Below are 19,871 nucleotides of genomic sequence, written 5' to 3'. Positions count from 1 at the left end.
GTGCGTTATTCAATCTAGGCAATCCAATTCTGAGACGGAAGGAGCTTGGGAATGACGATGCATGGTTCGGACACTCCGCTTGCATGGGCGAGGAAGGCTTGCGATTCGCTGATGGACATTTATGCCGACGCGGGAAGCTTGCCTCCCGCGCATCGTTGGCATTACCATCAAGGCGTCTTTCTATGCGGCATGGAGCAGCTGTGGGAGGTCGCTCGGGAGGAGAAGTACATCAGGTACATTCAACAATATGTTGATGACCTGGTGGATGAGCAGGGCAACTTGGTTTTTGCCCGCGATGAGCTGGATGCCGTACAGGCCGGATTGCTTCTGTTCACGCTATATGAACAGACCGGGGCGGCCAAGTACCGGATTGCGGCTAACAAGCTGAGAAACCTGCTGCTGACGCTGAATCGTACGTCCGAAGGCGGTTATTGGCACAAGGATAAGTATCCGTATCAAATGTGGCTCGACGGGTTGTATATGGCGGGTGTGTTTTCGCTGAAATATGCGAACGCGTTCGGAGAAACGGGCCTACGAGCGGAAGTGCTCCGACAGGAGAAGCTGATGCGGAAATACATGCGAGACGATAAGTCTGGCTTGCTGTACCACGCCTGGGATGAGAGCCGGCGGATGCCTTGGGCTGATCATGAAACCGGATGTTCTCCGGAATTTTGGAGCCGTTCCCTTGGCTGGTATGGCCTGGCACTGGCTCAATTCCTGGATTTGCTGCCGGAAGAGGAACCGGGGAGGAAGGAACTTGCGGGAGCATTATCCGGTTTCGTGGACGCGCTAATCCGTTATCAAGACAAGGAGAGCGGGCTATGGTACCAGGTCGTCGATAAAGGCAACCGGTCGGATAACTGGCTGGAAACGTCGGGCTCCTGCTTGTTTGTATATACCTTGGCCCAGGCGGTGCAGCAGGGCATCGCCGGAGCGGAAGCGAGGCAAGCCGCGATGCGGGGTTACGAAGGTCTAATTCGGGTCGTGGAGTGGGATGAGCAAGGCCGATTGGTGGTGCCGGACATCTGTATAGGTACATCTGCCGGCGACTATGACCATTACGCCGCTCGCCCAAAAGTGAAAAACGATCTGCACGGAGTCGGCGCATTCGTGATGGCCTGCACTCAAATGAATACATTCCTTAGCAGAATGGAGAATCAAGCCGATGTGCATGTATAATATCGCCGATTATGGTGCGGTGAAGGACAGCGGTACTCCGGCAACCGCGGCCATAGCCGCTGCAATCGCGGCCGCAAGCGAAGCCGGTGGAGGCAAGGTGATCGTGCCTGCCGGGACATTCTTGACGGGGGCGATCTTCCTGCAGAGCCATGTCGAGCTGAGGCTGAGTCCCGGGGCGGTGTTATCCTTCAGCGCTAACCCGGACGATTATCCGGTGGTGAAATCCAGGTGGGAAGGAGTTCAAAGAGAGGTTCATGCCTCCTGCATTTACGGGGAGGATCTCGAGAATGTATCCGTAACGGGAAGCGGCTGCCTGCAGGGGAACGGGCAGCCTTGGTGGGAGAAGCACCGAAACTGCCCGGAGGAGCTTCGGTATCCGCGTCCCAAGCTGATTAGCTTCGACCGCTGCCGGAGGGTGACGATCAAGGATGTAACGATGGCCGATTCCCCTAGCTGGACGGTAAACACGATTCGCTGCAGCGACGTGACGATCGACAATGTATCGATCTTGAATCCGGCGGATTCGCCCAATACGGATGGGATTAATCCGGAATCCTGCTCGAATGTGCGAATCAGCAACTGTCATATCGATGTTGGGGACGATTGTATCGCTATTAAGGCTGGGACGGAAGAGACGGCGGAACGAGTTCCCTGCGAGAACATTACGATCACAAATTGTACGATGATTCATGGTCATGGCGGCGTTGTCATTGGGAGTGAGATGAGCGGGAATATCCGGAACGTGACGATCTCAAATTGCGTCTTCCAACAAACGAACCGAGGCATCCGGCTCAAGTCTCGGCGCGGTCGCGGCGGTATCGTCGAAGACATCCGGGTCAGCAACATCGTCATGGAGAATGTGATTTGTCCGTTTATCCTGAATCTGTATTATTTCTGTGGACCCCGCGGTAAGGAGCAATATGTGTGGGACAAAAATCCCTATCCGGTCACGGACGAGACTCCGCATTTTCGCCGGATTCATTTCTCCGACATCACTGCGCGTGAGGTTCATGCCTCTGCCGGGTTTCTGTACGGCTTAGCGGAACAGTACATTTCGGAAATCACCTTCGATCACATCGAGATTTCGATGGCGAAGGAGGCGATTCCTGGCCGCCCCGCGATGATGGCCGGGATTGAGGATATGTTGCGGCGGGGTTTCTATTTAGGCAATGTGCGGGAGGTTCGATTTAACCAGGTATCGATCGAAAATCACGAAGGACCAGCCTTTTATATCGAGAATGGGGAGGATATCGAACTGACGGCTTGCCGCTCGAAGAGGACCGCCAAGTCGGAGAAACTGGTTGAGCAAGTGACCCTCCCAACGTATAAAGCAAGCTTCTCTGGGGAGCAGCCGGAGTAACCGAAGCAAAGGAGTAGGTGCACGTTTTTCGGGTCGCGGGTCACAAATATCGGGATGGCGATAGCTCGAAGGCATCGGATGTTATAATGGTTCCGATTCATCGATCTATTCAAGATTACCGATAAGCAGCGGGAGGAGACTAACGATGCACGAAAAAACGGATCGCTCGCGGGTGAAAGGTTATCTCCGCGCAGAGGGAACAAAAATCGTAAACGGCGAGGGAGAGGAAATCCTGCTCACAGGCTGGGGACTGGGAAACTGGTTGCTGTGCGAGGGGTACATGTGGTTGTCCCATAACCCTCGGTTCGACCGCCCACGGCGAATTGAAGCGGTCATTCAAGAAGCGGCCGGAAGTTCTTATTCCGAACAGTTTTGGAAGCGTTTCCGGGAAAACTACGTGACTCGCGAGGATATTCGGCTGATGGCGGAACAGGGCTACAATTCGGTACGCATCCCATTCGGGTGGCGGATTCTGATGGAGGACGAGCCGGGCATTTGCTGGAAAGAGGACGGTTTCGCGTTGATCGATCGCTGTCTGGATTGGTGCGAGGAGTTTGGTCTCTATGCTTTCTTGGACTTGCATGGTGCGCCCGGCGGGCAGACCGGAGCCAACATCGACGACTCGATTGATGATTTCCCTCGCCTGTTCACCGACGAGGACAGCTGGAACAAAGGGATCGAGCTGTGGAAGGAGCTCGCCCGACGGTACCGTGACCGCTGGATCGTAGGCGGCTACGACCTGTTAAACGAGCCGGTCCGACCAGGTCTGATGGAGGGTAAACACGAAGACTTCCTCGTCCGGCGATTAGCCACGTTTTATGAGGAAGCAATTGCAGCGATCCGAGACATCGACGACCGGCATATGCTCTCCGTGGAAGGGCATCATTGGGCTACGAATACAGCCGTCTTTTATAAACGTTATGACCCCAACATGGTGATTCATTTCCATCGGTACGCCTGCAGGCCCGGTAAAGAGGCTTACGACGAGTTCCTTGCGTATTCTGAGGCGCTGGATCTGCCTTTATGGTTAGGTGAAACCGGGGAGAACGACCTGGAATGGTTTGCTGCGATGTATCCGCTGGCCTTGTCGCTGGGAATCGGCTACAATTTATGGCCATGGAAGAAGATGGAGCGCGCTACTTCGCCATATACCGTGAACAAGCCCGATGGCTGGGATGAGTTTCTCGCATACGCCGAAGGAGGTGCGCGGCCAAGCTATGAACGCGTGCAGCAAATTCTTGATCAGTATATGGATAACATCAAGGTGGAGAATTGCACCCCCCGCCCGGAGGTAACGGCGGCGGTCTTTCGCAAGCCGGGCTGCCGGGTTCGCGGCACGGATTTCGACGAACTGCCGGGGAGAGGCATCTCTTTCAGCGGAGCCCGCGCAGAAGGGAACCTCTATAAGTATCGGGCTCAAACGGGAATGAAAATCGTACCGATTGTAGACGAACCCCAAACGAAGAAGTTTGGGTTCGACAGCGGCTGGCAGAACCTCGCTTTGGAGTTAACGGACGGCGAATTTGCGGCTTACTCCTTTCGCGAGATCGAAGCGGGGCATACGGTGACGCTGGAGCTGATTTGCAAGGACGCTGCGCTCGTAACTGTCCTGCAGGATGGGGCGGAGAGCGCGCGCATGACGCTCTCCCCAGGCAATGATCTGTGCCGCGTGAGCGGTGAGTTGGCTTCTTCTGCCACGAGCATGCTGGTTGTGAGCGTACAGGGTGGACGTATCGATTTGCATTCCATCATGGTGGAGTAAAAAGGGGTTGACTCTTTTCGCGGCGCATGATATTTTATATCTTGTCGCCGCGAAAATTGGGTTAAGGCTTTCGCGGATTACAGACGCCAAGCGGTCGTGGCGGAATTGGCAGACGCGCACGGTTCAGGTCCGTGTGGGCTAACCCCCCGTGGAGGTTCGAGTCCTCTCGACCGCATTCATGAAACAGAAAAAAGCTCTTGAATTCTCGTGTAGAATTCGAGGGCTTTTTTATATACTCACGCTATAATGGAACAAAGTTAAGCATGCAATGGGGGTGAGGCAGGAATGTTTCGTTTGCTGGCTTTATCGTTTAAAGCCAATATCGAATTCGAGATTGAAGGGTTCCCCTCCGGAGAATCGTTAGTGTCCCACTATGAACAGGGGAAACCGCCGTTCCATATTCTCATATTGGATGTGGAGATGAGCGGGATCAACGGGATTGCCGTCGCCCGGAGAATCAGGGAGCTTCAGCATCTGGATGAGCAAATCATTTTTTGACGAGTTATCCTAAATACATGGTGGAGAGCTTTGAGGTGCACTCGTCAATCATTAGCCAGAAGCTTGCCTTCAAACTGCCGGCCGGAGGGAAAATCGTGTTTGGCGGGCAACCCGGAGAAGTATTCCGCATTCATCTGAGCAAATCCGGATCCGGGCAAAATGAGGGGCTCACGGAAGATAAATAATCGTTGTATGTCGAGTCTAGCTTTGCCAGCTCTGCGAAATAGCTGCCGATGACATGATTGGAGGATAACGAGGTGTCGGCGAAGTACAGAGGGCAGGAAGCGGAGACATGACGGTAATAGTAGGTTTGTTCTTGTTTTGGCAGCTTGAAAATCGTCGGCGGAATGTGCGTCACGGCGTCGAATTCATTGTGAATTCGATAACTGTTCGGGACGTGCTGCGTAAAGGAGTTAACGAAATTCGGATCTCCGACACGAGGCGACCCAAACGTAAACAGGATGGGCACGCGTTGCGTATTCGCAGCGATGTCCATCGCACACAACGTTGCCAGCGCGGCCCCAAGGCTATGGCCCGTTAGATATAACGTCTTCTCCTCCGGCAGCTTACGCAGCGCAGAGTGAATCTGTCGTCGGGCCGAGGCATAAATACCGGTAAATCCCCGGTGTGTGGCGCCGGCATCCTTGGCCCACTTGAACTTCTGCTGCGTAGCGATAGCATCGGCAATCCAGTTGGACGTCGAGCTGGTGCCCCGAAAGGCGATCACGATCTCGTCCGGCGATTGCCATATAAATCCGAAGCGCTCCCATAGACCGAACAAGGACTTGGCTTCGAGGGTATCGTACAGTGAATAAGGCGGCGGGAGGACAAACGTACCGTCTGGATTCGTGAATTGCGCGTAGGTCTGGCCGCAGACTGCCGCTAAGAACAACGCGCGCTGAACTTGAGCCTGGTTTAATTCCATGTTCCATCCCCCTTCGCCTTCCTGATTTCAATATATTAAGAGCGAAGATGGAAGATGCTATAGTGCGCGAATGGACCAGGCTGATTATAATAGGGACAACGACTTCTTTAGGAAGGTGATTGTATGGCATGGTTAATCCTAGTCATCCTTTTGATTTTGGCGTTTGCTTTGATCGCGACGATAAGAATCGGGCAATCGCAAAGCAACCGGGAAGAGAATCCCCGTTACACCCAACAAACCGGCCGGAATTGGCTGCGGTTGGGCGTGATGTATGCCATTGGTGTTCTTGCCGTTGTGTTGATCTTAATGATGTTTATGTAGGGAGCCGACATAACCTAACCCGGTCTCCCGGATGTGATCGAGTTCCTCCGCAGTCATTAGCCCAGATTGGTACAAGTTTAGGTATTCTTGTGAGACGCTTTGGTTGAAGATCAACAGATCATCCGTGTTTATCGTAACGAGGACCCCGTAATCGTAAAGTTTGCGCAGAGGATGACTCGCGTAGCTGTCTGCTAAGCGCAGCAGGATGTTGCTCGTTGGACAGACATTTAACCGGATGTGATGATCAGCCAGCCAATTCATCACGGTGACGGATCGTGCCGCCGCGATGCCGTGGTGAACCTCATCCAGTTCCAACTCCTCCACAGCTTCCTGAACATCGTCCGGTGTGCCAAACTCCCCGACATGCGCTCTTAGCTTTAGCCCCGCTGCCTTGGCCATTTGGTAAATCGGCTTGAAATGGCGGATCGGCTGGGCAAATTCATCATTGCAAATGTCGATAGAAGCAAACCAACGATAAGCCAATACCTCATCCATCTCGATTAAAATATCCTCGATCCGGCTTTCCCTGCCTAATGACAGCTCAGGGAAAAACGACGTGCCGGGAGCAAAACATCTATGCAGTTCATCTATGATTCCCATAAACGTCTTCATCCCGCCTAAGGCGGAGATTTCATCGAGGCCGAAACTAAGTGCCAACACCTCGATCCGGTCGGCATGCGCCTGGGCGAACGAAGCTTCGATCCGTTTTAAATAACCTTGGAGGCCGCGGCAATGGATTTTGATGTTGGACTCGAACCAGGCTTGCATATCCCGGAGAGAGTCGAAAGGCCGGCCGGGGGGCTCGATTTTGGCACCGGACCAGGCTTCAATGTAGGAAATATTGCCGCCGCGTCCAGCATGACTATGCAAATCGCTTTTCGGTATGCGTTTCAATTCATCCAGGGCGTTAAGATGTAATGCCTCAATAAAAGATAGGCTCACCCACACCACCTCCATCCTAGTTAACGATATCCTAGCATAGCGCCTCATTTATTTCTATTAATATCTGAAGGGAGAATCCAACATGAACATTCGAATTTTGTCCTTAAGTCCGGAGTGGATGGAGGACTTTAAGAGCTATTGCCGCAAGTATCGCCAGGAGGTAGACGACTCCTTCTTGTATGAAGAGGATTTGGCTGACTTCCAAATTCATGAGGAGCATCCGACTTACCTTGCTGTCAATGAGGAGGAGAAACTGGTCGGCGCGGCTTCGATTATCGCCGATACTTACCAGCGAAAGGGGCAGCAGGCGCGATTCCGCATTTTGCACAGTGAAACCGGGGATATGGACGTTTACAACCGTTTGCTTGCTGAAATCGTGAAGCATGGTGAGGGCTTGGCGAAGATGTTTATCTTTGTGCCGTCGGTCAATCCCGGACTGATGGAGATCGTTGCGCAGCTTGGCTTCCAGGTGGAAAGGTATTCCTTCCTGCTGGTGAATGAGCCGCTGACCCCCGCGCCATATAACCTGCCGGAAGGCTATAGCTTCCGTGCGTTTCGCCCTGGGGAAGACGAGGAAGCTTGGTGCGTCGTGCGGAATGCTGGATTTGCCCAACTGAAAGGCAGCCAAACGCCAATTACGCCGGACATGGTGGCGAAATATCCCGGTGAATCGGATTATCTGAACGGTGGTATGCAGTTCTTGATTTATGAGAATCGGCCGGTCGGCATTGTACGTTGTGCGGACGACGAGTACTTGGATGCGCCGATCATGAATATCGGTCCCCTTGCGCTTCTCCCAGAATACCAAGGGAAGGGACTGGGCCGCCTGCTGCTGCGCCGGGCGTTGGAGTTTGGCCGGGAAACCGGATATAGCCGGGTCATCCTGTGCGTTAACGCGGAAAATGAACGGGCCAAAGCGTTATATCTTCAGGAAGGATTTAATGAAGCGGAGTATGCGGTGAATTACCGGCTGGATCTGCAGTGACGCGAAGCGGCGGGAGACCGCCGTTTCGTTCTTTTGTGTAAACGCTAACATTGCGAGTTGAACCTGATTGGATCCAAGGGGGATATGGACATGAGTGAGCTATGCCGGATATTGATCGTTGATGATGAGCTGCTGGTGCGGCAGGGAATTAAACATCATTTGGACTGGGAGCAGCATGGGTTCCGGATTGTCGGCGAAGCCGCAAACGGCAGAGAAGCGCTGGAACTGATGGAACCGTTGTCACCTCATATCGTGATTACGGATATCGTCATGCCGGTGATGGATGGAGAGGAATTTACTCGCGTGCTGAAAGCCCGCTATCCGCAGGTAGAGGTGGTCGTGCTGAGCAGCTTCGGGGAATTCGAGTATGTACGTTCCACGTTTCAAAGCGGTGTGGCGGACTATATCCTCAAGCCCAAGCTGGAGACAGAGGAGCTCTTGCAGGTGCTGCAAAGAACCGCCCGCAAAATTCCTGGACTTGCCATTGGGGAAACAGAACGCGGGGGGGTGCCGCTGGATCGTCTGCTTGAGAGGTTGATCGACGGATACGAACCGGATGAGGGGGATGGACGGGATCAACGGTTGTTAGAGGCTTTTCCTTATGATCGGTTTCTACTGACCGGTACGGATGCCAGCGAAATTGCGGGGAAACCGGAGGGGTATCTTTCCGGTCTTGCGGCAGGGTTGGAGAGCCGATTGTCTGAGCTGAATTTTCCGTTGCGAATACATAACATTTATGTCGAAGGGGGAGGACAGCTGCTGCTGTTGCTGAATTATCCCGGTCAGCACAGGGCTGAAGTGACCGACGCCGTGTGCGGGTACGCGCTGGCCAAAGCAGCGGTGATGCCGGAAACGACATGGGCTATCGGCAGCGAATTTGCGGGGCTGCGCGATTTGGGGAACGCGTACCGGGAAGAGTGGCTGAAGCTGCTGGGACTCCGGTTTTATTTTCCAGGAAAAACGATCCTGCAAGTCGATGAGCTGCCCCCGGCCACCGCGCTTCCCACCTTTGAGATGAAGGAATTGATGTTGGGAATCAAGAAGGGGCAGGCGGAGGAAGTATTCGAGAGATTGCGAGGGCTCGCCGCCGAAGCGGCCGGGAGTTATCGGCAAACGCCGTTTGAGTTCAAATCGTTCCTGGGGAACGCCGTATTCCACGTGACGATTGCGGCTCTGGAGTTCCACCGCGAAGCGAAGGAGCTGGAAGCATCGAAATTCACCTATTTTAAAATGATTGATGAAGCGCGGAACGTAGCCGATGCTTTACAGGCGTTCCACGCTTTCTTAAAAGAAGCGGAAGCACGGGTATCGGCCCGTGTCCCGCTGCCCGGCGACGGCAACATGAAGCTGCTGCTTGAATACATCGATGAGCATTATGGCGAACCGCTTTCTTTAAGTTCACTCAGCCGACATTTTCACTTTAATCCGTCTTATTTGTCGAGCTATTTCTCCACTCACAACGATGAGGGATTTAGCGAATATTTAAATCGGATCCGTATCGCCAAGGCGATGGAGCTTCTCCGTTCCGACGTGTTGCCGATTTCGGAGATCGGCGGTCAAGTGGGCTACTCGGATCCCAGTTATTTCACCAAGGTGTTCAAAAAGCAAACGGGGTTGTCGCCGCGGGAATATCGCCGGCAGCAGCTCGCCAAGAGGGGATAACGGATGAATTGGATCGAGAAATTTCGCAGCAGCCACCTCATCTCCAAGCTGTTCGTCGTCATGACGGTAAGCATCGTCGCGGTGTGTCTGCTCACCTCGCTGATTACGATCCGCATGGCGGAGCGGTTGTTTGCCGAAACGTTCAGCATCACCAACGGGAAAGTTCTGAACCAGATCAACACCGGGATGGAGTCGTTTAACGATTCCGTCGTTAACGCCGTCACCTTTGCCTCGCAAAGCGGTTCGGTGAAAACGTACTTGACCGGCGGGGACACGAACTCGGTGGCGATGTCGAAGGTGTATTATCGTATGGCGGAGCAGATGGAGCAAACTGCGTCCAATCTCGGCGCTTACGATGTGGCGGTCACCATCATTGGGGTGAACGGGCGCAGTTACTCAACCGACTCGAGTTACTGGCCGGTGACGTCTCAGGAGCTTGCCGACGACCCGTTGACCCGTCACACCGCTGCGGAGCCGCGGCGGGTGTTGTATCAATATGACGAGCGGGACGGCAAAGCAGGTAAAGAGCGATTTATCATCGCCTCCAAAGCGTTGGTGGACCGTACGGGCGGCCTCAGCTACGGTATGCTATATATCGCGATTCGAGAGACGGAATTTCGACGGTTCTTCGCCAACTTTACCAGTAGCGGAAACGATGTGCTCGTGCTTGACCCAACCGGTGTTGTCGTCTCCAGCAACCGCACGGAGCTGATTGGCGGCAAGTCGCCTGAACTCCTTCAGGATGTCGAGACGCTGAAGCGCGACCAGTTGGACTACTTAAATGGGACGGCATTTGGGAAGGAAGCGATCATTCTAGCGAATGACCTGCCGCCCTACCGCTTGTATCTCGTGAACTTGATTGACCGGCAATACACCGCCGGGCAGATCATCAACATTCGCCAAGTAGCCTTGATCTGCTTGGTCATCATTGGAGCTGCGCTGCTCCTTGTGTTCGTGATTTCCCGCCGGCTAACGCTGTCGCTGACACGTCTCGTCCGGCTGATGTCGACGATCACAAAAAAGGATTTCCGCAACTACATCTCGGTCAGCGGCAGTTACGAAGTCAAAGAGCTGAGCAAAGCGTTTAATTACATGCTAGACGAGCTAAATGATTATGTTCACAAGCTGCTGGAAACGCAGAAGGAGCAGCGGAACGCCGAGCTGGCCGCATTGCAGCGGCAGATCAACCCGCATTTCCTATACAATACCTTAGCTTCGATCAAGCTGCTGGTCCAGAAGGGCAGCAAGGAAACCGCGGCCGAGACGATTAATGCGCTGATCTCCCTGCTGCAGAATACGATCAGCAATGCCAACGAAACAATCACGATTGAGCAAGAGCTCGAGAACCTGAGAAACTACGTATTTATCAATCAAGTCCGTTATGGCGACCGGATCAAGGTGAGTTATTTCGTATCTCCAGACTGTATCCGGTGCGAGCTGCCCAAGCTGATTTTGCAGCCCTTTATCGAAAACGCCTTTTTCCATGCTTTTAACGTCAAAACCGAAGGAACCATTTACATCTTGATCTCGAAAACAGAGCATTCCCTTGTTTGCGAAGTGGCGGACAACGGGGACGGTATGGAACTCGACCCAAACGAGTGGGTTCCGGATCATCCGAAAAGCCGAAGCCAGCTGTTAACAGGCATTGGTATTCAAAATGTGAATCACCGGATTAAACTGTTATACGGGGAGTCCTACGGCGTTCGCATCACCAGCGTGAAGCGAGAAGGGACGCAAATCCGCATCGTGCTTCCGCTGATCGAGGAATCAGAGGTAACCGGAGATGCGGTCTAAAGATTTTGCTATTTTCCAAAAAAAAGACCAGTTTCGCCTTGCAGGTTACTCGATATGGACAATAAAAACACCAAAGCGCACAAAGATATTCCTAACGGGTCGTTCCGCCGCAATGCTATCCTAAAAACGATAAAAGGAAGCGCTTTCTTGGAAAGGTGCTGCCGATCACGATAACAGGGGGATGAACCGAAATGAGAAAAAGCTTGATGCTGTTGATGCTCAGTTTAGTGCTGACGCTGGTGGTGTCCGCTTGTTCCGGGGGTTCCGGAACCGCTGGCAATTCCGGCAATTCGGGGAGTACGGGGGACACGACGGGTTCGACTGCAGGGAACGGCGGGGACGGCTCGAAAGGCGCCCAGGAGATCACCGTTTGGGCCTGGGATCCGAACTTTAATATCGCCGCATTGAATCTGGCCAAAGAAAGATTTGAAGCGAAGCATACCGACATCAAAGTGAACATCGTAGAATACGCGCAGGACGACATCGTCCAGAAGCTGAACACTGGGCTCAACTCAGGGACGACCAAGGGATTGCCGAACATCGTGCTGATCGAAGATTATCGGGCGCAAAATTTCTTGCAGGCTTATCCCGATTCGTTCCGCGATATGTCTGATCTCATCAAACCGGAGGATTTTGCAGAGTACAAGATCGGACCAACGAGTTATAACGGCAAGCAATACGGCGTTCCGTTCGATTCCGGGGCTACGGCGCTTTACGTGCGGACGGATTATCTGGAGCAAGCGGGATATACCGTAGATGACGTGACTAATATCGATTGGAACAAGTACATCGAGATCGGTAGGAAGGTCAAGGAAGTCACGGGCAAGGATATGCTGACCCAGGATCCCAATGATATTGGGCTGATCCGCGTGATGGCGCAGTCGGCAGGAACGTGGTATTTGAAGGAAGATGGGAAGACGCCGAATCTGGCGGACAATCCGGTAATCAAGGAAGCGCTCGAAACGTATAAAGCGATGTTCGACGCCAATATCGTGAAATTGAATTCGGACTGGAGTCAATTCTTGGCGGCGTTTAATAACGGGGACGTTGCGTCGGTCCCAACCGGCAACTGGATTACGCCGTCCGTCAAAGCGGAGGCTACCCAATCCGGTAAATGGGCGGTTGTGCCAACGCCGAAGCTGGCGTATAGCGCTTCATCGGTGAACGCCTCCAACCTGGGCGGCAGCTCATGGTATGTGATGAATATGGATGGTCAGGACGCGGCTGCAAATTTTCTGGCCGAGACTTTTGGCTCTGATAGCGAGTTATATTCCCTGTTGTTGGAGAAAATCGGTGCGATTGGCTCGCTGAAGGCTGCATCCAGCGGAGCGGCTTACGATAAAGCTGATGAGTTCTTTGGTGGTCAGAAGATTTACGCCGATTTCGCGAAATGGACCGAAGAGGTGCCCAAGGTCAATTACGGCTTGCATACCTACGCAATCGATGACATTCTGGCCATTGAAATCCAGAACTATTTGAACGGCAAAGACGTGGACAGCGTCATCCGCGACGCCCAGGCTCAAGCCGAATCTCAGCTGCAATAAGCATAACGGAATGAACCGACGATAACCTTGGGCTGTTCCCAGTTCAAGGTTTTTCGGTTCCAGGCGGCTTGCTAACTACGAAGAGAAGGAGATGAAATCGATGAGAGCATCCGGGCCTGCGTTACGCTTACGCTGGAAAGCTTCCCTTGTCGGCTGGTCGTTTGTCGTGGTCGCTGTGCTGATGATCACGCTGTTTTATTTTTACCCGATGATCCAAGCTCTGCTCCTGTCGCTGCAAACCGGAACGGGTTCGAACCTGACCTTTAACGGGCTCGGGAACTACCGGCGGTTGTTTACAGACTCCATGTTCCTGACGGCGGTCAAAAATACGTTTATTTACCTGATCGTGCAGGTGCCAATCATGGTGCTGCTGGCGCTGGTGCTGTCGGTCGTGCTAAACGATCGGACTTTGAAGTGGAAGGGGTTCTTCCGCACGGCGATATTCCTACCCTGTATCACGTCGCTGGTCGCCTATTCGGTTATTTTTAAATACCTGTTTGCGGGCGATGGACTGGTTAACCTGCTCCTGCTGCATCTGCACCTTATCTCCGAACCAATCCCGTGGATTACGGATCCGTTTTGGGCGAAGGTGACGATTATTATTGCAATAACCTGGCGGTGGACGGGGTATAACATGATCTTTTACCTGTCGGGGATTCAAAATATCGAGCCCTCGATCTACGAAGCGGCCCGTATCGACGGGGCCACGGCGGTAAAGCAGTTTTTCCGGATCACGATTCCGCTCTTGAAGCCGATCATTCTGTTTACTTCGATTACCTCGACGATCGGCACGCTGCAGCTGTTTGACGAGGTCATGAACATTACGCAGGGTGGACCGGGGAACGCGAGCTCGACGATCTCGCAATACATTTACAATTTGTCCTTCAAATACGCAGCGAATTTCGGTTATGCGGCGACGGTATCATATTCCATCGTGGTGATGATTGTCATCTTGTCCATTGTACAATTTAAAGTGGCAGGTGATCGCGATGCTTAGGGCCAAACGGATATCCATGTACGTATTTCTTGCGGTGGCGGCGTTTGTTTCGATTTTTCCGTTTCTATGGATCATCGTGAGCTCAACGAACCCGTCGGTCGACGTCACCCGAGGCAAGCTGCTGCCAGGCTCCTATTTCATGGTGAACCTGCGCAGCCTGCTGAATTCCATCGATATGCTGAATGCGCTGAAGAACTCGTTGACCGTCTCGGTCTCCACGACGCTGCTCGCCTTGCTGATCGCTTCGCTGGCCGGATACGGCTTCGAGATTTACCGCAGCAAGGCGAAGGACGTCGTATTTAACGTGCTGCTGCTGTCGATGATGCTGCCGTTTGCGGCGTTGATGGTGCCGCTGTATCGCATGTTCGGGCGGATCACCAACCTGGTGCCCTTGATCGGCATCGATACGCTGGCCGCGGTCGTACTGCCGACGATGACGACGGCGTTTCTGATCTTCTTCTTCCGTCAGAGCACTAAAATGTTCCCGAAGGAGCTGCTGGAAGCGGGCCGGATCGACGGTTTATCCGAGCTGGGGATGTTCTTCCGCGTCTACGTGCCTACGATGAAAACGACATACGCAGCGGCGGCAATCATCACGTTTATGAGCAGCTGGAACAACTACATGTGGCCGCTGATCGTGCTGCAAACGCCGCAGAAGCAAACGGTGCCTTTGCTGATCTCCACGCTGGGCTCCAGCTATTCGCCGGACTACGGGCTGATCATGCTGGCAATCGTCATTTCGACGCTCCCGACGGCCATCGTTTTCTTCGTGATGCAGAAGCATTTTGTGGCCGGGATGATCGGGTCGGTCAAATAACGCGAGAATCGCTATTACTGATAAGTTGGAAGCCAATCCCCGTGCGCTTCGATTAAGTCATCGCACATCGCGATGATGTCGTCGATGGACAGCTCGGCGGAGGTGTGCGGATCCAGCATGGCGGCATGGTAGATATGCTCCTTCTTGCGGGTGATCGCCGCTTCAATCGTCAGAAGCTGGGTATTGATGTTCGTCCGGTTTAAGGCGGCACATTGCGGCGGCAGATTTCCTACATAGGTAGGAGTTACGCCGCTGGCATCCACAAGGCAGGGGACTTCCACGCAGGCTTCGGCCGGAAGGTTCGGAATCAGCCCCGTATTCATCACGTTGCCGCCGATTTTGAACGGGACGTTGGTTTCAATAGCTTCCATAATATACGAAGCGTATTCGTGCGAGCGCTCGTGCTTCAGTTCACGATTGCCGACAAGTTCCTCGCGCATGCGCTCCCAATTGGAGATTTGCTCGATGCAGCGGCGCGGGTATTCATCCAGCGGAATTTGAAAACGGTCGATCAGCTCAGGATAGTTCCGCTTGATGAAATAAGGATGATATTCGGCATTATGCTCGGACGATTCGGTGATGTAGTAGCCGAATTTCAGCATCATTTCGAACCGGACCATGTCATGATGCGGTTGCTGCTGCTTCTCGGCCGCGCGGCGCTTAATCTCCGGGTACAGATCGACTCCATCCCGGGTTACCTCCAGCAACCAGGCCATATGGTTGATGCCGGCGATTTTCGCTTGAACTCCGGTTTTGTCCATCCCTAAGCTGTCGAACAAACCAGGGATGCAGGCCTGAACGCTGTGGCAGAGACCCACGGTACGGACTTGGCCGTACGTATTCATCACGTTGGTTAATACAGCCATCGGGTTCGTGTAATTTAGGAATAAGGCGTCCGGGCACACTTCACGGATATCAGCCGCAAAGTCCAGCATCACGGGAATCGTCCGCAGATTGCGGAAAACCCCGCCAATCCCCACCGTATCGGCGATCGTCTGGCGCAGCCCGTATTTCTTGGGAATCTCGAAATCCGTAATGGTGCATGGATCGTACCCGCCGACTTGGATGGCGTTGATGACATATTTCGCGCCTTTCAGCGCTTCCTTCCGGTCAGTATAAGCCTTCACGACACATGTACTGCCGCTGCTGTGCTTCAAATGGTTTAGCATGTTCTCCGAATCTTTGAGCCGCTGCAGGTCGATGTCGAACAAGGCCAGCTCAAAGCCCTGCAAGGCTGGAGTTTGCATGCAATCGCCCAGCACATTTTTGGCGAAAACCGTACTTCCTGCCCCGATAAATGTAATTTTGGACATGTTAGATCGCCTCCTTTTTCCTCCTCAATATAGCGCTCTAGCTGTAAGAAAGGTATGGAGGAATGGAAGGCAAGTATGGAGGAATGTTGTATTTTGGTCTGCCATCCCTTACGCTAGGGAAGCAGGCCAAAACGCTTTTCAGGGGGTCGTAATCCGTGATGAATCCCGAACATGATTGGTTTGAAGTGTATATGAACCCCGATGACCGGGAGCGGGACGTGACCGTCTTGTTCAGCGGGCAAGGCCGGCCTCATCCGAACCATCGGATCGGGCCGTCCGTGCATGACTATTTTTTGCTGCATACGGTGTTTGAAGGGAAGGGAACGTATACCTGGGGAGGGCGCATTTATTCCTGCGGGCCGGGGGACACCTTCGTCATTTTTCCGAACGGCTTGTTCACTTATGAAGCGGATTCCCGGTACCCGTGGCATTACGCATGGGTCGCGTTAAAAGGTCCAAGTGTCCTTCGGCAGTTAAAGGACGTCGGCATCACGCCGGACAAACCGGTGGTAGGCTCCGGGGAACCGGAGCAACTACGCAAGCTCTATGCTCGGCTTCGCTCCTCGTTCCGCCAGACCGATCACCCGCAGTTGGAGAGTCTGGAGGCGGTGGGTTGGATGACGCTGTTGTTCCACCAGTTTGGAGTAGCGAACCGGGAACATTTGCCCCGTTCCGCCGCGAAGGAGCCGGCAATGATCGACCGGCAGGTGGAGCAGGCGATTCGCTGGTTCCAGCTGCAATATTCGCAACAGATCGGCATCGAGGAGTTGTCCAGGAACCTCGGCTATCACCGCGCTCATTTGTTTAACGCCTTTAAAGCGCGGACAGGGCTGTCGCCGAAGCAGTATCTGACTAAGATCCGAATCGATAAAGCGAAGGAGCTGCTTGCCGGCCCGTTAACGATCGACCAAATCGCATCCTCCGTCGGCTTTAACGATGCGTTGTACTTCTCTCGGCAGTTTAAGAAATCCACCGGGATGTCCCCCAGTGAGTATCGCAGCGGGGGCGGGAGGGGATTGAAGTGAAGCTAGACTAGCTGCAAATGAGCGCTTATAGGGCGGCACAGCACGCCTTATGTTTCTTGCCGCTTCCACACGGACAAGGCTCGTTACGCCCCGGTGTTTTGCCGCCATACTCATGCTGCAAATGAAGGGAGTACAGTTCCCGGCGCATCCGTTGGCTCATTTCCAGCACGCACTCATGGGCATAGGCATAAATCTGCTTATAACTTTGGCAGAAGTAATCAGGGCCTACCTGATGGTCTTCCGGGTTCCATTTGCGATTCCGGGGACACCCACCATAGCAAAGGCGTTGCCATTCGCAGGTACGGCAAGGATCCGGCAGGGTGGGTTTCATCTGGTGAAAACGCGCGAAATTAGGGTGGGACAGCATCTCTGAGATGGAACTGCTGGCGACATTCCCCACAGACCATTGCTTGTGAATAAAGAAGTCGCAGGGAAAAGCCTCCCCATTTTGCTCTAATACCAGACTTGTCGGGCACGCAGCCCGATGCACGCAATGCTCCGCTTCCCGATTCATATAAACGCCGAGCATATTATCAAAGAAGCGGATGGATACCTCCGGATTACCGTCGTTATACCACTCGTCGAAAATTTCACACAGGAAGTCGCCATACTCTTGCGGTGTAATTTCATACTCGCCGGGTTGGTCTACCTGCTGGGAGCGGAAATCCATACAGGGGATAAACTGCACAAAATTGAAACCGTTCTCACGATAAAAAGCCATTAACGTCTTGGCTTGATCTACGTTCCCCTTGTGGATCACCGTCAAAATGTTGAAATCGACTTGATGCTTCCGCAAATGCCCAATTCCCGCCATCGCCCGATCAAAGCTTCCCTTGCCGGCGGCATTGACCCGCCGGGAATCATGGATTTCCTTCGGCCCGTCCAGGCTGACGCCGATCAGAAACTGATAGGTTCTGAAAAAGGCCGCCCAGCGATCGTCAACCAACGTGGCATTGGTTTGCAGGGAATTGCTGATGATCGTATGCGGCGGGGCATGCAAGGCCTGACGATAAACGACTTCTTGGAAGAAATCAAGGCCAGCCAACAGCGGCTCTCCACCTTGCCAGGCAAACGTCGCGGCGCCTTGGCTGTACTGCATGTAATCTTTGATAAATTTATCTAATAAGGCCGAATCGATTCGGTTGATTTTGGGTCCGGGTTTCCCTCCGCAGGTGCTGTAGTAACAGTAGTCGCAAGCCAGATTGCAATCTTCCGATACGGTTTTCCACATCACGCCGAGGTTCTCTTGCCCCTGGATTGCGCAGGCTCCCGACATTCCTTCTCCTCCTGTCCTTGTTTACCACAAAGATAGCACCCTATTTGGTTTGTGTCAAAATAATAAAAAGTAATGGATCGGAAACGTAATTCTTTGTTTAACTCCCGTCAATTCTCCTCTACTTTATATCAAAATGGATATAAGTATAGTGTCCTCGCACAAAAAAGAGGCGTTATACAACCAACGCCTCCTCCTGTTAATCTCTGTTCCAACTTTGCATCATCATCACAGCCGCACCGGTAGCCACGGCTTCATCCGTTAGCAAGCCTTGCGTAAACACCGGACTGTACTCGGGATAGTGATAGGTATTCTTCTTCGCGATCTCGAGCGTTGCGTCAAAGACGAGCGGATGGGCGCTGATGAGCGGGCCGCCTAGAATCACGTATTCGGGATGGAGCGCATTAATCAGGTTGGCTAGTCCAATCCCCAGGTAAGCGGCGGTTTCCGTAAATTGCTCTTTCACCAGCGCATCGTCTTTCCTCAGGGCATCAACCAGTGTGGAAAAATTAACGAGCTCCGGCGCCATGCCGGACAGGATACTGCTGCGTCCGATTTTCAGTTGGGTGCGTACCCTTTCTTCGAGCGCGGGCACGGATACGAAAGCTTCCAGCGCTCCATAGTTCCCTTTATTTCGCAGCCTTGGGCCATTCGCCTGGATAATCATTTGGCCGATCGCACCTTCCGTATCTGCGGCGCCGCGGAGAATACGGCCTCCGGACATGGCGGCCGAACGGATATTTACGCCGGAATGGACATATAAGGCGTGCTCGATGGTTTCGGAGCGAAGCGCCCAATGTTCACCGATCAGCGCGGTATTGGCTCCATTATCGAGCTTCGCCGGAATGCCCAGCCGCTCCTCGAGCATGGTGCAGATCGGGACGTGCCTCCAGGCCGAGGAAGGGAATAACTCCGGTTCAAGAATGAGGCCTTGCCGTTGATCCAAGGGGCCTACGGCTCCAATGCCAATGCCTAATACGTCTTCAGGCGAGAGGCCATGTTCGTGCAGAAACTGCTTGGCTGCTACCGTGACGTTGTTAACCAATTGGTGGGGCGTCATCTCAGCATCCATTTTCCAGCGGGTCAAGGATAACGTGTTCAGATGCATGTCATACAAACCCAGGACAGAGTAAATCCGGGAGATTTCCAAGCCAAACAGATACCGGTAGGTTGGATTGGTTTGGAACAATATCGGTTTCCGGCCTCCGGTGGAGTGCCCCAGCCCGGAGACAACAATCAAGCCTTGGGTAGTCATCTCTTCCAGCAACCGCGTCATACTGCTGCTGGTGAGTGGAAAATGATTTAATAAATCCGCCTTCGAAACAGTCCCGAGATAAGAGATTCGATCGTATACCTGTTTCTTTATCGAAGGGTTGGAATGCGTGATCATAAGAACGGCTCTCCATTTCCAAGCTATTTAGTCGGGATATAGTAAAGTATATCGTTAACCCCCGGGGATTACCAGTTAATTTCA

16 protein-coding genes, 1 tRNA gene and 1 pseudogene are annotated in these 19,871 nt (G+C 53.2%); 13 read left to right on the top strand and 5 right to left on the bottom strand.

Going from position 1 to position 19,871, the window contains the following annotated elements; translation table 11 throughout:
* The first annotated feature begins 51 nt into the window (after window positions 1–51).
* The 5 genes and pseudogenes from M0651_RS16435 to M0651_RS16415 form a co-directional block, all read left to right on the top strand.
* Window positions 52–1,179 (top strand): glycoside hydrolase family 88/105 protein, encoded by a 1,128-nt coding sequence (locus M0651_RS16435; RefSeq protein WP_248552823.1) that lies wholly within the window; start codon window positions 52–54, stop codon window positions 1,177–1,179.
* Window positions 1,166–2,539 carry a glycoside hydrolase family 28 protein gene (locus tag M0651_RS16430; RefSeq protein WP_248552822.1) on the top strand — a complete coding sequence of 458 codons (1,374 nt, stop codon included), beginning with the start codon at window positions 1,166–1,168 and terminating at the stop codon, window positions 2,537–2,539. Before M0651_RS16435 ends, M0651_RS16430 begins: the two co-directional genes overlap by 14 nt.
* Window positions 2,540–2,684: 145 nt before the next feature.
* Window positions 2,685–4,301, top strand: a complete 1,617-nt coding sequence (locus tag M0651_RS16425; RefSeq protein WP_248552821.1) for a glycoside hydrolase family 5 protein — start codon at window positions 2,685–2,687, stop codon at window positions 4,299–4,301.
* 90 nt (window positions 4,302–4,391) lie between these two features.
* A tRNA-Leu gene (locus M0651_RS16420) sits at window positions 4,392–4,476 on the top strand.
* A 110-nt stretch (window positions 4,477–4,586) separates the two neighbouring features.
* Window positions 4,587–4,837 (top strand): annotated as a pseudogene (locus M0651_RS16415) (response regulator); the annotation flags it as partial.
* 92 nt (window positions 4,838–4,929) lie between these two features.
* On the opposite strand, the gene M0651_RS16410 reads toward M0651_RS16415, so the two are convergent.
* Window positions 4,930–5,724, bottom strand: coding sequence for a lipase family protein (locus tag M0651_RS16410; RefSeq protein ID WP_248552820.1), 795 nt, complete (start codon window positions 5,722–5,724; stop codon window positions 4,930–4,932).
* 123 nt (window positions 5,725–5,847) lie between these two features.
* Here M0651_RS16410 and M0651_RS16405 point away from each other — a divergent pair, with 123 nt between their 5' ends.
* Window positions 5,848–6,045: a hypothetical protein gene (locus tag M0651_RS16405; protein WP_248552819.1), complete on the top strand. Its 198-nt coding sequence runs from the start codon at window positions 5,848–5,850 to the stop codon at window positions 6,043–6,045.
* Here the strand turns inward: M0651_RS16405 and M0651_RS24200 are convergent.
* Window positions 6,028–6,987 (bottom strand): amidohydrolase family protein, encoded by a 960-nt coding sequence (locus M0651_RS24200; RefSeq protein WP_248552818.1) that lies wholly within the window; start codon window positions 6,985–6,987, stop codon window positions 6,028–6,030. The genes M0651_RS16405 and M0651_RS24200 overlap by 18 nt on opposite strands.
* Before the next feature lie 82 nt (window positions 6,988–7,069).
* On the opposite strand from M0651_RS24200, the gene M0651_RS16395 reads away from it, so the two are divergent.
* The 6 genes from M0651_RS16395 to M0651_RS16370 all read left to right on the top strand — a co-directional run bounded on the left by M0651_RS16395 (window position 7,070) and on the right by M0651_RS16370 (window position 14,786).
* Complete coding sequence (locus M0651_RS16395) at window positions 7,070–7,972, top strand: GNAT family N-acetyltransferase (RefSeq protein ID WP_248552817.1); 903 nt, start codon at window positions 7,070–7,072, stop codon at window positions 7,970–7,972.
* A gap of 90 nt (window positions 7,973–8,062) precedes the next feature.
* The gene (locus tag M0651_RS16390; RefSeq protein ID WP_248552816.1) at window positions 8,063–9,634 is read left to right on the top strand and encodes a response regulator transcription factor; all 1,572 of its coding nucleotides are present in this window, start codon (window positions 8,063–8,065) and stop codon (window positions 9,632–9,634) included.
* A 3-nt stretch (window positions 9,635–9,637) separates the two neighbouring features.
* Window positions 9,638–11,428 carry a sensor histidine kinase gene (locus M0651_RS16385; protein ID WP_248552815.1) on the top strand — a complete coding sequence of 597 codons (1,791 nt, stop codon included), beginning with the start codon at window positions 9,638–9,640 and terminating at the stop codon, window positions 11,426–11,428.
* A gap of 191 nt (window positions 11,429–11,619) precedes the next feature.
* On the top strand, window positions 11,620–12,972 hold the full coding sequence (locus M0651_RS16380; RefSeq protein ID WP_248552814.1) for an ABC transporter substrate-binding protein: 1,353 nt from the start codon (window positions 11,620–11,622) through the stop codon (window positions 12,970–12,972).
* Window positions 12,973–13,072: 100 nt separating this feature from the next.
* Entirely contained in the window at window positions 13,073–13,969 is an 897-nt protein-coding gene (locus tag M0651_RS16375; protein ID WP_248552813.1) for a carbohydrate ABC transporter permease, read from the top strand.
* Window positions 13,962–14,786 (top strand): carbohydrate ABC transporter permease, encoded by an 825-nt coding sequence (locus tag M0651_RS16370; protein ID WP_248552812.1) that lies wholly within the window; start codon window positions 13,962–13,964, stop codon window positions 14,784–14,786. The genes M0651_RS16375 and M0651_RS16370 overlap by 8 nt, the downstream gene beginning before the upstream one ends.
* A gap of 14 nt (window positions 14,787–14,800) precedes the next feature.
* Here M0651_RS16370 and M0651_RS16365 read toward each other — a convergent pair whose 3' ends face one another.
* The gene (locus M0651_RS16365) at window positions 14,801–16,099 is read right to left on the bottom strand and encodes an alpha-glucosidase/alpha-galactosidase (RefSeq protein WP_248552811.1); all 1,299 of its coding nucleotides are present in this window, start codon (window positions 16,097–16,099) and stop codon (window positions 14,801–14,803) included.
* Window positions 16,100–16,257: 158 nt separating this feature from the next.
* Here M0651_RS16365 and M0651_RS16360 point away from each other — a divergent pair, with 158 nt between their 5' ends.
* Window positions 16,258–17,124, top strand: a complete 867-nt coding sequence (locus tag M0651_RS16360; protein ID WP_248552810.1) for an AraC family transcriptional regulator — start codon at window positions 16,258–16,260, stop codon at window positions 17,122–17,124.
* 25 nt (window positions 17,125–17,149) lie between these two features.
* On the opposite strand, the gene M0651_RS16355 is transcribed toward M0651_RS16360, so the two are convergent.
* Together M0651_RS16355 and M0651_RS16350 are read right to left on the bottom strand one after the other, a co-directional pair.
* Window positions 17,150–18,400 carry an anaerobic sulfatase maturase gene (locus tag M0651_RS16355; protein WP_248552809.1) on the bottom strand — a complete coding sequence of 417 codons (1,251 nt, stop codon included), beginning with the start codon at window positions 18,398–18,400 and terminating at the stop codon, window positions 17,150–17,152.
* Window positions 18,401–18,596: 196 nt separating this feature from the next.
* Window positions 18,597–19,787: an ROK family protein gene (locus tag M0651_RS16350; RefSeq protein WP_248552808.1), complete on the bottom strand. Its 1,191-nt coding sequence runs from the start codon at window positions 19,785–19,787 to the stop codon at window positions 18,597–18,599.
* Window positions 19,788–19,871 lie beyond the last annotated feature (84 nt).

It is taken from the genome of Paenibacillus mellifer, from assembly GCF_023195895.1.
Classification (GTDB): domain Bacteria; phylum Bacillota; class Bacilli; order Paenibacillales; family Paenibacillaceae; genus Fontibacillus; species Fontibacillus mellifer.
This window is presented reverse-complemented; position numbering and strand designations above follow the sequence as displayed.